This is a genomic window from Nocardioides alkalitolerans DSM 16699, assembly GCF_000426525.1.
Taxonomy (GTDB): Bacteria; Actinomycetota; Actinomycetes; order Propionibacteriales; family Nocardioidaceae; genus Nocardioides; species Nocardioides alkalitolerans.
On record NZ_KE384533.1, the window covers coordinates 98962 to 113363 of the forward strand.

A 14402-nucleotide genomic window follows, 5' to 3' on the forward strand; every position below is an offset into this window, starting at 1 on the left:
TCCCGACGCCTACCGGGCGTCGGGGGCCGCGACGTCGTCCTGCGTCACGGCGGCCGGCGCCGACCACGAGGCGAGGAGGCGCAGGCGCTCGGCCGAGGGCGAGCCGGGCTCGGCGGTGTAGACGAGCAGCACGAGGCCCGGCTCCGCGGTGACGGCCAGCTCCTCGTACGCCAGGCTCAGCTCGCCGACCACGGGGTGGCAGAACCGCTTGGTCCCGGAGCCGTGCGTGCGCACGTCGTGGGCCGCCCACAGCCGGCGGAAGACGTCGCTGCGGGTGGAGAGCTCGCCGACGAGGTCCTGCAGCCCGCGGTCGTGGGGGTCGCGACCGGCCTCGGCGCGCATGACCCCGACGCACATCTCGGCGAAGAGGTCCCAGTCCGGGTAGAAGTCGCGGGCGGCGGGGTCGAGGAACTGGAACCGGGCCAGGTTGGGCACGCGCCCCCCGTCGCCGATGACGGGCGAGTAGAACGCCCGCCCCAGGGCGTTCAGCGCCACGAGGTCCTGGCGCGGGTCGCGCACGAAGGCGACGCCGTCGGTGACGGCCTCGAGCGCCCACTGCAGGCTGAGGCGGGGTGCCGACCTGCCCGTCGTACGACGCCGCGCGCGCCCCGAGGTGGGGATGCCGTCCGCGGCGCGGGCGAGGTCGTGGAGGTGGGCCCGCTCGGTCTCGTCGAGCTGCAGCGCCCGGGCGAGGGCCTCGAGCACGCCGCTGGACGCGCCGCCGATCTGGCCACGCTCGAGACGCGCGTAGTACTCCATGCTGAGGCCGGCGATCGACGCCACCTCGCTGCGCCGCAGTCCCGGCACGCGACGCGCGCCCACGGTCGGCAGCCCGACCTGGTCGGGGGTGATGCGGGCGCGGCGGGTGGTGAGGAACTCGCGCACCTCGGAACGGTTGTCCACACGTCGAGCGTAGGCCGCCCGGGGCGCGCACGGGCCCGAGAAGGGTGCCCTGCCGGTACACCCGTCGAGATGCGGACGTCAGACGGAGGTCCGGGGGCCGCGAACGCGATGACGTCCGCCCTGGGAGCCGCGCCCGGCCGGGCGCCCGTCCCGCTCCTCAGCCGATCGCCGCGGCCGCGCTGCGCCCGGCGGTGCGGCCGGAGAACAGGCAGCCGCCGAGGAACGTGCCCTCGAGCGCGTTGTAGCCGTGCATGCCGCCGCCGCCGAAGCCGCTGACCTCGCCCGCGGCGTACAGGCCCGGGACCGGTGCGCCGGCCGCGTCGAGCACCCGGCCGTCGAGGTCGGTGTGGAGCCCGCCGAGGGTCTTGCGGGTGAGGATGTTGAGCCGCACCGCGATGAGCGGCCCGGCCGCGGGGTCGAGCAGCCGGTGGGGCGTGGCGACCCGGATGAGCTTGTCGCCGCGGTAGGCACGCGCCCCGTTGATGGCGGTGACCTGGGCGTCCTTGGCGAACGGGTTGGTGATCTCGCGGTCGCGGGCCTCGACGAGCCGCTGCAGCCGGTCGGCGTCGACGAGCGGCTCGTCGGTGAGGCGGTTCATGCCGGCGACGAGCTCGGGCAGCGTGTCGGCCACGACGAAGTCCTCGCCGTGCTGCTTGAACGCCTCCACCGGGCCCGGCGCGCCCGGGCGCACGCGCGAGAGCAGGAGCTTGACGTCCTTGCCGGTGAGGTCGGGGTTCTGCTCGGAGCCGGAGAGCGCGAACTCCTTCTCGATGATCTTCTGCGTCAGCACGAACCACGAGTGGTCGTGGCCCGTGGCCATCAGGTGCTTCAGCGTGCCGAGGGTGTCGAACCCGGGGAAGTACGGCGCGGGCAGGCGGTTGCCCTCCGCGTCGAGCCACAGCGACGACGGGCCCGGGAGGATCCGGATGCCGTGGTTGGCCCAGATCGGGTCCCAGTTGCGCAGACCCTCGGTGTAGTGCCACATGCGGTCCGGGTTGATGATGCTGCCGCCCGCCGCCTCGGTGATCGCGAGCATCCGGCCGTCGACGTGGGCGGGGACGCCCGCCACCATCCGCCTCGGCGGCGTGCCGAGGCGCTCCGGCCACGCCTTCCGCACGAGGTCGTGGTCGCCCCCGATGCCGCCCGAGGTCACGAGCACCGCCTGGGCGCTCAGCTCGAACTCGCCGATCTCGTCGCGCGAGGAGGCCGCGCCGCGCTCGACGGCGGACGGGGCCAGGACGGCGCCCCGGACCCCGGTGACCACACCGTCGTGGGTGACGAGCCCGTCGACGCGGTGGCGGAAGCGGAGCTCGATGCGCCCGGTGGCGACGTGCTCGCGCACGCGTCGCTCGAAGGGCTCCACGACGCCCGGCCCGGTGCCCCACGTGAGGTGGAAGCGCGGCACCGAGTTGCCGTGGCCGTCGGCGCGACCGTCGCCGCGCTCGGCCCAGCCGACCACCGGGAAGAGCCGGTGGCCCATCTGGCGCAGCCACGACCGCTTCTCACCGGCGGCGAAGTGCACGTAGGCCTCGGCCCACTGCCGCGGCCAGTGGTCCTCGGGCCGGTCGAACTGCGCGGAGCCGAACCAGTCCTGGAGCGCGAGGTCGAGCGAGTCCTTGACGCCCATGCGGCGCTGCTCGGGGCTGTCGACGAGGAAGAGACCGCCGAGCGACCAGTGCGCCTGCCCCCCGAGGGACTGCTCCGGCTCCTGGTCGAGCAGCAGCACGCTCCGGCCGGCGTCGGCCAGCTCCGCCGCCGCCACGAGGCCGGCCAGTCCCCCACCGATGACGATGCTGTCCGCGTCCATCTCGCCCTGCTCTCCGTCGGTCCGACCCGGTGGTCGGTACGACGCCAGCCTCGGGCCCCCGCTCCGACGCGACAAGACCGACGCAGCATTGCTGCGTAGAGTCGTTGTCATCCGATGACAACCCACGACCGAGGTGAGCCATGCCGCAACCCGAGCCGGGCACGACGGACGGGACGGCGACCGGACGGCAGCAGGTGGCGGCCGACGTGCTCGCCCGGCTCGACGACCTGGCCCGCGACGTCACGGCCGAGATCGTCCACGAGATCCCGGCGTACGCGGTCCTCTCCCCCGACCAGCTCGGCGAGGTGGGCGCCATCGCCACCTGGGGCACCACCCGGGTGCTCGGGCTCTGGGCCGCCGGCGGCACCGACCTGACCGAGGCCGACGTCCGTCGGTTCCGGGGCATCGGGACCGCCCGCGCGCTCGACGGGCGTCCGTTGCCGGGGGTCCTGCGCGCCTACCGCCTCGCTGCCGGGCGGATCGTCGACCACGTCGAGGCCGTCGCCGGCCGGCGCCTCTCGGTCGGCGACGCCATGGCGCTCGCCCGGTTGTGGATGGTCGCGATGGACACGCTGACCGAGGCCCTCTACGAGGGGTACGGCGCGGGCACCGCCCGGGTCAGCGGCGACCGCGCACGGGCCGTGGGGGACCTCGTCGACGACCTGCTCGTCGGGCGCCAGGTCACCCGCACGAACGTCGACGACCGGTGCCGCGAGCTCGGGATCACGCTGCCCGCCCGCCCTGCGGTGCTGGTCGTGCAGTCCGCCGACCCCACCGACGCCGTCTCGGCCGACGCGCTCGGGGAGGCGCTCGGGGACGACCGGCGCACGGCGCTGCGCCGGACCCGGGGTCGCGCCGCGGTGGCCCTCGTCGACGCCGGGCCCGAGGCCGAGGCGGCCCCGGACGCCGTACGGCGCGGGGTGCAGCAGCGGGGGTGGCGCGCGGTCGCCGTACGCAGCGAGCGGCTCACCGACCTGCCGCGGTGCCTGCGGCTCGCCGAGCACGCCCTCGCGCACGCCCCGGCCCACGCCTTCGCCGCCCGGACCGTGCTCGAGGAGGCCGACGTCCAGCTCGTGGCGCTGCTGTCCGGGCACCGCGACGGCGACGCCGACCGCTTCCGCGCGCTGGCCCTCGGCCCCCTCGGGGCGCAGGGCCTCCTGCTCGAGGGACTCCGGGCGTTCTTCGCCGAGGGCTCCGCCACCGACGCGGCGACCCGCCTCGGCCTGCATCCGCAGACCCTGCGCTACCGGCTGCGCCGTGCCCGCGAGCTCTCCGGGCGCGACCCGCGTCGACCCTGGGACCACCTCGTGCTGCAGGCGGCGCTCACCGTGCGGTCGGGCCCTCCTACCTGACCCCCCGGACCGCTACCTTGCCTCCGTGACCGAGCCTCTCGCCGTCGGCCGGCGGGACCCCCGCATGTGGCCCCTCTACGCCGCCGGGTTCACGACCGCGTTCGGCGCTCACGCCGTGGCCGCGAGCCTCGGGAGCGCGTCGGAGGACGCGGTCACCTCGCTCCTCACCCTCGGCCTCCTGCTCGCGCTGTACGACGGGGCCGAGGTGCTGCTCAAGCCGGTCTTCGGCACGATCGCGGACCGCGTCGGCGCGCGACCCGTGCTGCTGGCAGGGCTGGTCGGCTTCGCGTGCGCCTCGGCGACGTACGTCGTCGCGGACGAGCCCGCGTGGCTCTGGGTCGCGCGGCTGGGCCAGGGGGCGGCGGCCTCCGCGTTCTCACCGGCGGCCTCGAGCATGGTCGCCCGGCTCAACCCGGCGGCGAAGCACGGCCGGGCGTTCGGGTCCTACGGCTTCTGGAAGAGCATCGGCTACACGCTCGGCCCGCTGCTGGGCGGCGCGCTGATCTGGCTCGGCGGGCTGCAGCTGCTGTTCGCCGTGACCGCGGCCCTCGCCCTCGTCGTCGCCGTCTGGGCCCTGCTGGTCGTGCCGGTGGTGCCACCGCTGCCCCGGACCCGGCAGACCGTCCTCGACCTGGCCCGGCGTCTGGCCGACCGGTCCTTCCTCGTGCCCACCTCGGCGCTGGCCGGCGCCACCGCGGCCCTCTCCGTCGGTGTCGGGTTCCTCCCCGTCACGGGCGCCGCGTCCGGTCTCGGGCCGGTCGTCACGGGTGCCGCCGTCTCCGTGCTCGCGGGCACCGCCGCCGTCGTGCAACCGCGGGCGGGTCGCGCGCTCGACGCGGGCCGGCTGCGGACCCGCACCGGGCTCGTCGCCGGGCTGCTGCTCGCCGCCGCCGGCCTGGTGGCGGCCCTGCTGCCCGGGGTCGTGGGCGTGGTGCTCGCCGCCGTCCTCATCGGCGCGGGCACCGGGCTCATCACGCCGCTCGGCTTCGCGGCGCTCGCCGCCTCCACCCCGCCGGCCCGCCTGGGCCAGACGATGGGCACCGCCGAGCTCGGCCGCGAGCTGGGCGACGCGGGCGGCCCGGTGCTGGTCGCCGCGGTCGCCACCGCGGCGTCGTTGGACGCCGGGTACGTCGCCCTCGCCCTCGTGCTGGCCGCCGGCCCCGCCGTCGTACTGATCACGACCGCGCTCGGCCGAGGCGGCTCAGCCGAGACCCTGGACCACGGTGAGCGTGGTGGAGAGCGGTGACAGCGCCGCCCCCACGGCGAGGTCGGTCGGCGTCGCCGTCGCAGCGATCCGGTGCCGGGTGAAGCCGAGGTCGGACGTGACCACGACCTGACCGTCCCGCGAGAGCTCGGCGCTCCCGCGCCCCCGAGCCCGCAGCCGCCACTCCGCCGCACCCACCCTCGCCCGCACCGTGCGCGAGCGCCGGGTGAGGAGCAGCCAGCCGAGACCGCGCCGGTACGGCAGGTCGACGGGGCCGGAGAGCGCGGTCCCGGGCCCGGCCTCCTCGATCGAGAGCGTCATGGGGAACGAGAACATGCCGTCCAGCACGACCGATCCGGGGTGCGGGAACCGGCCGGCCCCCACCAGCAGCTCGACGGCCGGGAAGCCGGTGCCGACGGCCGCACGCTGCTGGCCGTGACGACCGGCTCGTACGCCGACACCGCCCCCGAGCCCCTCACCGGCGTCGGGGACGCGGCGTACACGACGACCAACAGCTACGACGGGGTCCGCGTCACCGCGCAGGTCGGGGACGACCTCGTGATGGTCGACAGCCAGTTCGCCGACCGTGACGACCCGACCCTGCCCGCCGACCTGCTCGTCGACGTCGCCCGCGAGCTGAGCGAGGGCGTGGCCGCGGCCGACGTGCCGCTCGCCGAGGTGCCCGACACCTGCCCCGCACCGGACGACTCCCTCGTCACCGACCAGGTCGGCGAGGTGCGGCTGGCCCGCGGCAGCGCCGGCGACGCCGGCGTCGTCTGCTCCTACGTCGGCGACGGGGCCTTCACGACGATCGCGGCGCGGACGACGAACCTCGGCCTGCTCGCCATGGGCCTGGCCGAAACCGGTCCGCCGGTCGACGTCGACGGCGACGAGGTGTACGTCGTCGACGAGCAGGCGGTGCTCGTCGCCTCCGACACGTGCGCCGTCACCGCCACGCGCGAGCCCCTCGGCTGGGCGCTGGCCGGCACCGACGACGAGGAGGACGAGCGGGAGAACCTGCTCGACCTCGTCGCCGCGGCGCACGAGCGCCTCGGCTGCTCCTGATCGGCTGCTCCCGGGACGGCTCAGCCGGCCGGTGCGACCGGGAGGTCGAGCGACACCGACGTGCCCTCGCCGAGACGGCTGACGATCGCCACCGACCCCTGCTGGCGCGTGATCAGCTGACGGACGCTGTTGAGGCCGAGCCCGTGACCACCGTCGTCGCGGGCCAGCCGCCCGCGCTCGCCGGGCTCGAAGATCGTGCCGAGGTCGTCGGGGTGGATGCCCCGCCCGGTGTCGCTGACCTGGATGCGGACCATGTGCCGCGGCTCCGAGTCCGTCGTCAGGAGGGCGGTGGTGACCAGCACGTCGTCGTGGGAGTACTTCACCGCGTTACCGATGACGTTGGCCAGGGCCCGCTCCAGCGCCTGCCGGTCCACGTAGGCGACCTGGGCGTCCGGGGCCGTGCGCACCTGCACCCGTTCGGTGGCGGCCGGCTCGAGCGTGGCCTGCACGGTGGCCTCCACGACGCCGTCGATCCGCAACAGCTCGGGCGCCTCGACACCCGCCGTGCCCGCCGTGCCCGCGGCGTGGGACGCGTCCAGGTGACGCTCCATCATCACGTTGAGGCGACGCAGGCTGCGGCTGGCGTGGCCGAGCAGACCGGATAGGTGGCGACCCGGGCCGTCGAGCTCCTGGTCGGGGCCGTCGCCCCCGGCGGTCCCGTCCGCGCCCTCCGCGCCGCCCGCGCCCTCCGCCTCGGCGAGGTACTCCAGCGCGAGGTCGAGGTAGCCGACGGCCGTGGTCAGCGGCGCGCGCAGGTCGTGGGTGAAGGCCGCGTGCTGCTGCTCCTGGGCCAACTCGTGCAGGCGCTGGTCGGTGATGTCGCGCGTCACCTTGACGTAGCCGGCGAGCGCACCGCCGGGCTCGCGCAGCGCACTGACGGTGACGTCGGCCCAGAACAGCGACCCGTCCCGGCGCACCCGCCAGCCGACCGAGTGGGCCACCCCGTTCTTCTGCGCGCGGGCGAGGATCCGGGTCGGGAGGTCGGCACGACGGTCGGGCTCGGTGTAGAAGCGCCGGAAGCTCGTGCCGACGATCTCGGCGGCGGCGTAGCCCTTGACGTGCTCCGCGCCCGCGTTCCAGCTCAGCACGGTGCCCTCGGTGTCGAGGGTGATGACGGCGTAGTCGCGGATCTGGGCGAGGAGGGCGTGCACGTCGCGCAGCACCCACGAGGGGCTGGAGGCGCCGAGCCCGCCCGCACCGACGTCGAGCGCCTCGGCAGGCACGACCACGGGCGCCTCGACCGACGAGGCCGGGCCGGAACGTGCGGCGTCGGCCGCTCCGTGGTCCACCGTGCTCATCAGGCCGTCTCCCTCGGTCGATGCTCTGCCTGGCCGAGCTGCGCCGACGCGGCCCGAGATGCCGCTCTCCCCGGGCACGCGCGCTGCCGTCAGGGATACCCGACGGTAGGCTACGACACAGTGTTCTCTCAGCGCACGAGATCGGCAACGGTCGCTCCACAGGCCCTGCGGACCCGCGACAGTGGGCACTCTCTCTGGTGAAAGTCCTTGCATGGCGCCCTGACCGACGTACGGTGTCATGACACACCGTCTCCCCCGAGTCTCTGCGACCGCCGGCCCCGGCTTCGGCCCGTCCCGTCCTTGGCACCCACTCGCTCCCCACGAGTCAGGACGCCCCATGCCCGATCGCCCCGCACCGCGGACCCACCCCCTCACCGCCGAGGCCGCGTGGCTCGACGAGTACGCCGCCACTCCCCGCGACCTCAGCGAGGGCCGAGCCGGCCCCGCTCTCCGGCCCGCCGCCCCCGCACGGCCAGGCAGCGAGCACCACCTCGCGGCCGAGCACGACTGGCTCGGCGAGGCGTGGGACTCCCTGCCCGAGACGGCCCGCGACATCGCCGCCCGCACGTGCGCCGGCGAGAACGCGACCGCGCTGGGTTACCGGCTCCAGGTGCCCGTGCTCGAGGTGCGGCGACTGCGTCGTACGGCGACGGAGACCCTCGGCCGCGCCCAACGGGTCCACGACCCCGACCTCGGCGACCGAGTCGACCGGCTCCTGCGCGGCAGGGTCGCCGTACCGGACCGCGACGTCGGCCGCCTGATGCCGATCGGTCCCGCCTCGTCCCGGGCGGTGCTGCTCACCCACCTCGGCGCCCAGCACCCGACCACCTGGAGCGGCCCGGTCGTCGGCTACTGGACGCTCGAGCCCGGCGCGCTCGACCTCGAGCTGCGCAGGCTCGCCGGCCACGCGCCGTTCACCCGCGAGCAGGCCGAGGCCCTCGCCCGCGAGAGCGACCTCCCGGCCGACCTCCCCTGGTGGGACCTGCTCTCCGAGCCCACCAGCCCCCTGCGGTGCAGGCCCGGCGGATGGATCCCGTAGCCGCCGCGGCGCCCGACGGCGGGCCCGGGGACGAGCCGCCCGTCTGGTACGTCGTGCGCTTCATCAACTGGTCCTCGACCGACCTCGCCGGCCTGCGGGTCATCGAGCGCCTCGTGGTCCCCGGCGGCGACCTGGACCGCGCACTCCGGCGCGCCCGGGCCGTGGCGGACCAGGTGGCCGGGCCCGTCCAGGTCGTCGAGCGGGTCTCCGGACGCATCGTCGAGACCGTCCGCCCCGGGTAGTCGTCGCCCGGCGGCGGCAGCGCCGTACGAGCGGCGCCTCAGCCGTCGAGCAGACCGTTGCGGGCGCCCCACCCCACGGCCTGCGCGCGCGAGGTCGCGCCGATCTTGCGGTACGCCCGCCGCACGTAGGTCTTCACCGAGTTGATCGAGAGATCGAGCTCGGCGCAGATCTCGGGGTTGGTGAGGCCGTTGGCGACGAGCCGGAGCACGTCGAGCTCCCGGCGGTGGAGACCGCAGGGCGGACGGTCCGTGGCGGGCACGGCCACCAGGGGCGGGACGACGGGCGTCGACGTGGCACCGGGCGACTCGTCGGACGGGTCGACGGTGGAACCGAACGTGGGGTCGAGATCGGGAACGGGTTCGAGCACGGAGAACACACCTCGCTGGTACTGGGCACGAGGCGACGACGCATCGGGGTCCGGCCTCACCAGCGGTTCGGAGCGGCCTGACCCGTCGGATGGGCCGCAGCGACTGTCACGATCGACGCGACCCGGGTGCTTCGTCGTCGTCTGGGGCCGATCAGAAGCGGGGCTGGTCGAACGTACTACCGAACGCGGCGGGTGACCACACCCCCGCGACCCCCACCTCAGTCGACCTCGTCGGCCCACCGACGGTGCTCGGTCCGCGCCCACCGTCGCGAGACCCGGCCCGTGCGCATGCCCCGGCGCGCCTCCGGGTCCTTCGAGGCCTGGAGGATGTGACCGACCACCAGCAGGCCGAGCCCGAGGGCGACCCAGTCGTGCACGAACGTGGCACCGGAGCGCCACGACAGCTGCACGAGCCCGGTCCAGTGCATGAGCACGCCGGTGCCGAGGAGCACCCCCGTCGAGGCCGCCACCAGCCAGGCGTTCACCTTCTGGCCGGCGTTGAACTTGCCGACCGGGATCGTGCCGTCACGCCGGGAGCGGCTGCGCAGCCAGCGCCAGTCGGCGCGACCGAAGCGGTCGAGCCGCGACACGTCGCGCCGGTACGCCGCCGAGGCCGCGCCGAGCAGCATCGGGACCGGCAGCGCGATCCCGCTCCAGACGTGCACGTCGCTCACGAGCTGGCGGTGGCCGACGACCATCATCAGCGCCCCGTTGTAGAGGATCGCGGCCGTCACGAGGCAGACGCCTGTGAGCAGCGCGACGGAGCGGTGCACCCACCGCTCGGCCGCCGTGAACCGCTGGACGTCCTCGGAGGGCGCCGCGGGGCCGGGCCGGGAGCCGACCTCACTCATCGAGGTACCCGTCGAGCGGGTAGCCGCGGTCCTCCCAGTAGCCCGGTGCGTTGTCGGGCGTCACCTCGATCTCGGAGAGCCACTTGGTGCCCTTGTAGCCGTACATCGATCCGGCGTGCACGCGCGCCGGGCCCCCGTGGTCGTGGGTGACGGGCTCGCCGTACATCTGCAGCGTCACCACCACGTCGCGCGCGCGGGCCTGGGCGAGGGTCATGTTCACGGAGTAGGTGCCGTCGAAGGAGCGGAACCGCACCCCGACCGCGTCCGAGGTCGGCCCGGCGGCGTCGAGCAGGTCGGCCACCCGGACGCCCGTCCAGGGCACGTCCGGCACGCGCCACCCCGTGATGCAGTAGAAGGTGCGCACGAAGGACGTCTGCGGCAGCGCCTCGAGGTCGGCGAGCGAGTACGTCGCGGGCTCGTCCACCAGACCGGTGACCGCGAGCGTGTACGACGCGGCGTCGCGCGGCTCGACCGCGCCGGTCACCGAGTAGTAGCGCCAGGTGTCGCCGAGCGGGATCAGCGAGGTGAGCCCGGTCGGGTCACGGAGCTGGATGGGCGCCAGCAGACGGCTCAACCCGTCCTGGACGGCACCGCCCGTCACCACGCCGACCGCCCCCAGACCGAGGAGGCCCAGCACCACGCGCCGGCCCACGGGGGCGCCGGCGTCGGCTGCGGACGGGTCCGTCACCCGGCTCTCCTCCCGACTGAGATCGCCCAGGTCGCCCTGGCGTCCCCCAGTCTGCGCCCCGGGACCGAATCGGGGGTCACGAGCGGGATCACGTCCCGACAGGCACCGCCCGCGGCCGGAGCCGGGAGGTCAGGAGGTGGGCGCGCCTCTCGGCGAAGACGGCATGCATCTCCGGGTGGGGCGAGATCCAGAACGCGCCGTCCTCCAGACCCGCGAACAGCGACTCGGCCGCGGTCTGCGGCGTGACGCCGTGGAGGTTGACGTAGTCGCGCAGCGACGCGCGGTACTCGGACGCCGCCCCCTCGCCGGCCGTGGCGTCGTCGAAGATCGTCGTCGCCACCGGCCCGGGCAGCAGGACGTGGACCGTGACGTCCGCTCCCACGTCGTCGAGGTCGAGCTGCAGGCTCTCGCTCAGGGCCAGCACGGCGTGCTTGCTGGCGTTGTACGCCGACTGCCGCGCCGGACCCGAGGCGAGGGCCGCCAGCGAGGCGACGTTCACGATCGCAGCGGGGGCCCCGGCCTGGCGCAGCATCAGCGGCACCGCCGCCCTGACCCCGTGCACGACGCCGAGGACGTTGACGTCCAGCATCCGCTCCCACCGCTCCGGCGACGTCTCCCAGAGGTAGTCCGTCGCCTCGATCGCGGCGTTGTTGACGAGGAGGTCAAGCCGTCCGTGCCGCTCCCGGGCGACATCGACCACCCCGGCCACGGCCGCTCCGTCGGAGACGTCCGCCACCACCGTCGCCACGTCGTGCCCCTCGGCGGCGAGCTCGCCGCCGATCTCCCGGAGACCGGCCGCGTCCACGTCGGACAGCACGACGGCGTACCCGCGACGCGTGGCCTCCCGGGCCACCGCCCGACCGATGCCGTTCGCGGCCCCCGTGACCACCGCACTGCGGGTCAACGGCCCGCTCCGACCGACCCGGCGCCGACCGAGTCCGTAGGCGCCTCCGACGTGCCGTCGGCGACCGTGCCCGCCGTACCCATCGTCAGCTCGGTCAGGTCGTCCGCCGTGAGGCCCGCCGTGGCGAACACACCGATGCACCGTCCCGCCACCATCACGGCGACCCGGTCGCAGAGGGCGAGGAGCTCCTCCGACTCCGTCGCGAGCACCAGGACGCCCGCGCCGTCCACGGCCGCGCGCCGCACGATGTCGTGGATCGTCCGCTTCGCCCCGACGTCGACCCCCTGGGTCGGCTCGTCGAGCACCAGCGCCGCCGGACCGAGACGGAGGGCGCGCGCCAGCATGACCTTCTGCTGGTTGCCACCGCTCAGGGTCGCGAGCCGTGCCTCGGGATCGCACGGCTTCACCTCGAGATCCGTCAGCCACCGCAGCGTCTCCTGCCGCTCGCGCTCCCGCAGCAGGCCCCGGCGGCCGTAGACGTCCCGCAGCCGGGAGATGGTGAGGTTCTCCCGCAGCGTCATGTCGACGAAGGCGGCGTTGCTGAGCCGGTCGGCCGGCACGTAGGCCATCCCCGCTGCGATCGAGGCCACCGGGCTCCCGGCCGTGACCGCGGTCGACCCGACCTCCACGAGGCCCGCCCGGGGAAGCGACCCGAACGCCAGCCTGCCGAGGGACTCGCGTCCGGAGCCGGTCACCCCGGCCACACCGACGATCTCGCCGCGCGCCACCTCGAGGTCGAACGGTTCGATCCCCTCTCCGACGAGACCGCGCAGACGCAGTGCGACGTCGTGCTCCTCCGACCGGGCGGCGGTCGCGTGGCGCGCACTCGGGCCCTCCAGGTCGCGACCGATGGTCAGGCGCACCAGGCCGGGCTCGGTGAGGTCCGGTACGTCGCGCGTCGCGACGTGGGCGCCGTCCTTGAGCACGGTGACGCGGTCGCACAGCTCGAAGATCTCCTGGAAGCGGTGCGAGACGTACACGATCGCGACCCCCGCCGCGTTCACCCGGCGGACGACCTCGAACAGGCGGTCCGCCTCGGCCGCCGGCAGCGACGCCGTCGGCTCGTCGAGCACGAGCACCCGCGCGCCCTGCGTGAAGCCCTCGACCGCTCGCGCGATAGCGATGCCCGTGCGCTCGGACGCCCGCAGCTCGCCGACGGGGCGGGTGAGGTCGAACCGGTAGCCCAGCTGCCCGAGGAGCTCCACGGCTGCCTCGCGCTCCGCCCGCCAGCTGATGGTGCCGAGCCGGGAGCGGCGGTAGCCCCGACCGAGAGCCAGGTTGTCGAGAGCACCGAGCGACGGCACCAGGCCGAGGTCCTGGTGGACGAACCGCAGGCCCGCGTCGGCCGCGCCGGCGGCGTCGCCGAGGGCGAACTCCTCGCCGGCGAGGACGGCGGTGGCGCCGGGATCGGGGCGGTGGTAGCCGGCGAGGACCTTGATCAGGGTGGACTTCCCCGAGCCGTTCTGGCCGACCAGTCCGAGGATCTCGCCGGCTCGCAGGTTGAGGTCGACGTCGGTGAGGGCCCGCGTGCCGGCGAAGGACTTGGAGAGGCCCGCGATCCGGAGGAGGGGAGCCTCCTCGGTGTGCGCCGCCATCAGACGAGCGCCTTCTGGCGACCCGACCGCACGGCGAGGGCGACCGCGATGATGAGGGCCGCCCCGTTGAAGAGGTCGTCGACCCAGAAGGGCGCCCCGATGAGCTGGACGCCCTTGACGCCCGTCGCGAGCACGTACACGGCGACGAGTGTTCCGAGCACGTTGACGTTGCCCTGCCGGAACTGCGTCGCGCCCAGGAAGGCGGCGGCGAAGGCGGGCAGCAGGTACGGCGTGCCCGCGTCGAGGGAGGCCGAGCCGATCCGCATGACGAAGACGATGCCGGCGGCGGACGCGATGAGGCCCGACACCACGAGAGCGATGGTCGTCAGCCGGTTGACCCTCACCCCGGCGAGCCGCGCGGCCTCCGTGTTCGAGCCGATCGCGTAGAGGTAGCGCCCGGTCTGGCGGAGCTCGAGCACGTACCACATCACCACCGCGATCAGCACCATGAACACCACCGACATCGGGATCCCGAGGACCTCGTGGCGACCGAGGTCGGTGAAGCTCTGCGGGATCCCCGCCACGATCTGCTGGCCCCCGGAGATCCACTGGATGGCGGCGACCAGGATCGAGCCGGTGCCGAGGGTCGCGATGAACGAGTTGACCCGCAGGCCCACCACGATGAACGCGTTGACGAGCCCGATCACGACGCCCGACAGGAGCGTCAGCCCGATGGCCAGGGGCACGCCCAGCTCCAGCTTCGCCATGAAGGTGGCGACGAGCACGATCCCGAGACCCATCGACCCGGCGATGGAGAGGTCGAACTGCGCCGCCGCGATGGGCATGAGGAGGGCGAGGGCCATGATCGCCGTGATGGCCTGTCCGGCGAGCACCGTTCGGAACGTGTCCGTGGTCAGGAACGTCTCGGGGGTCAGCAGGCCGAACACGGCGATGAGGACCGCCCAGATGAAGAGCAGGCTGACGTTGCTCAGGGTGAAGAACCGGGCGGTGCGCGGGATGTCCTGCTCAGAAGGTGGTGCGGTCTGCTCGACCGGGGTGTCGACTGCGGTCATGTTCGGCTCCTGGGGCGCGTTGTCGGGTGCCGGTCCCGCTCCAGGTGGGAGCGGGACCGGTGAGGGGCGTTCG

Annotated in this window: 15 protein-coding genes; 5 read left to right on the forward strand and 10 right to left on the reverse strand. The window is 74.6% G+C overall.

Translation table 11 applies throughout. From position 1 onward, the window contains the following. Window positions 1-9 precede the first annotated feature (9 nt). Together K329_RS0117195 and K329_RS0117200 are read right to left on the reverse strand one after the other, a co-directional pair. On the reverse strand, window positions 10-903 hold the full coding sequence (locus K329_RS0117195) for a helix-turn-helix transcriptional regulator (protein WP_043644109.1): 894 nt from the start codon (window positions 901-903) through the stop codon (window positions 10-12). Between the two features lie 157 nt (window positions 904-1060). Beyond that, a complete protein-coding gene (locus tag K329_RS0117200) occupies window positions 1061-2710 on the reverse strand; it encodes an FAD-binding dehydrogenase (protein ID WP_028474022.1) in 1650 nt (549 codons plus the stop codon). Between the two features lie 140 nt (window positions 2711-2850). On the opposite strand from K329_RS0117200, the gene K329_RS0117205 reads away from it, so the two are divergent. After that, on the forward strand, window positions 2851-4062 hold the full coding sequence (locus K329_RS0117205; RefSeq protein ID WP_052337048.1) for a PucR family transcriptional regulator: 1212 nt from the start codon (window positions 2851-2853) through the stop codon (window positions 4060-4062). Between the two features lie 25 nt (window positions 4063-4087). Continuing rightward, the gene (locus tag K329_RS27570) at window positions 4088-5308 is read left to right on the forward strand and encodes an MFS transporter (protein ID WP_245596590.1); all 1221 of its coding nucleotides are present in this window, start codon (window positions 4088-4090) and stop codon (window positions 5306-5308) included. Here K329_RS27570 and K329_RS0117215 read toward each other — a convergent pair. Further along, window positions 5264-5602 (reverse strand): hypothetical protein, encoded by a 339-nt coding sequence (locus K329_RS0117215; RefSeq protein ID WP_157571805.1) that lies wholly within the window; start codon window positions 5600-5602, stop codon window positions 5264-5266. The two genes, K329_RS27570 and K329_RS0117215, sit on opposite strands and share 45 nt — an antisense overlap. A gap of 24 nt (window positions 5603-5626) precedes the next feature. On the opposite strand from K329_RS0117215, the gene K329_RS0117220 reads away from it, so the two are divergent. Next, window positions 5627-6331 (forward strand): hypothetical protein, encoded by a 705-nt coding sequence (locus K329_RS0117220; RefSeq protein WP_028474025.1) that lies wholly within the window; start codon window positions 5627-5629, stop codon window positions 6329-6331. A gap of 20 nt (window positions 6332-6351) precedes the next feature. On the opposite strand, the gene K329_RS0117225 is transcribed toward K329_RS0117220, so the two are convergent. Further along, the gene (locus tag K329_RS0117225) at window positions 6352-7629 is read right to left on the reverse strand and encodes a PAS domain-containing sensor histidine kinase (RefSeq protein WP_028474026.1); all 1278 of its coding nucleotides are present in this window, start codon (window positions 7627-7629) and stop codon (window positions 6352-6354) included. A 337-nt stretch (window positions 7630-7966) separates the two neighbouring features. On the opposite strand from K329_RS0117225, the gene K329_RS31020 reads away from it, so the two are divergent. After that, window positions 7967-8668, forward strand: a complete 702-nt coding sequence (locus tag K329_RS31020) for a hypothetical protein (RefSeq protein ID WP_028474027.1) — start codon at window positions 7967-7969, stop codon at window positions 8666-8668. After that, on the forward strand, window positions 8656-8910 hold the full coding sequence (locus K329_RS0117235; RefSeq protein WP_028474028.1) for a hypothetical protein: 255 nt from the start codon (window positions 8656-8658) through the stop codon (window positions 8908-8910). The genes K329_RS31020 and K329_RS0117235 overlap by 13 nt, the downstream gene beginning before the upstream one ends. A 38-nt stretch (window positions 8911-8948) precedes the next feature. On the opposite strand, the gene K329_RS30450 is transcribed toward K329_RS0117235, so the two are convergent. The 6 genes from K329_RS30450 to K329_RS0117265 all read right to left on the reverse strand — a co-directional run bounded on the left by K329_RS30450 (window position 8949) and on the right by K329_RS0117265 (window position 14329). Beyond that, window positions 8949-9278: a response regulator transcription factor gene (locus K329_RS30450; RefSeq protein ID WP_245596592.1), complete on the reverse strand. Its 330-nt coding sequence runs from the start codon at window positions 9276-9278 to the stop codon at window positions 8949-8951. A gap of 218 nt (window positions 9279-9496) precedes the next feature. Further along, on the reverse strand, window positions 9497-10129 hold the full coding sequence (locus K329_RS0117245) for a cytochrome b/b6 domain-containing protein (protein ID WP_028474030.1): 633 nt from the start codon (window positions 10127-10129) through the stop codon (window positions 9497-9499). Then, window positions 10122-10817, reverse strand: coding sequence for a molybdopterin-dependent oxidoreductase (locus K329_RS0117250; RefSeq protein WP_028474031.1), 696 nt, complete (start codon window positions 10815-10817; stop codon window positions 10122-10124). Before K329_RS0117250 ends, K329_RS0117245 begins: the two co-directional genes overlap by 8 nt. An 88-nt stretch (window positions 10818-10905) precedes the next feature. Further along, on the reverse strand, window positions 10906-11721 hold the full coding sequence (locus tag K329_RS0117255; RefSeq protein ID WP_028474032.1) for an SDR family NAD(P)-dependent oxidoreductase: 816 nt from the start codon (window positions 11719-11721) through the stop codon (window positions 10906-10908). Beyond that, window positions 11718-13316, reverse strand: coding sequence for a sugar ABC transporter ATP-binding protein (locus K329_RS27580; protein ID WP_052337050.1), 1599 nt, complete (start codon window positions 13314-13316; stop codon window positions 11718-11720). Before K329_RS27580 ends, K329_RS0117255 begins: the two co-directional genes overlap by 4 nt. Continuing rightward, entirely contained in the window at window positions 13316-14329 is a 1014-nt protein-coding gene (locus K329_RS0117265; protein WP_028474033.1) for an ABC transporter permease, read from the reverse strand. Before K329_RS0117265 ends, K329_RS27580 begins: the two co-directional genes overlap by 1 nt. Window positions 14330-14402: the final 73 nt, after the last annotated feature.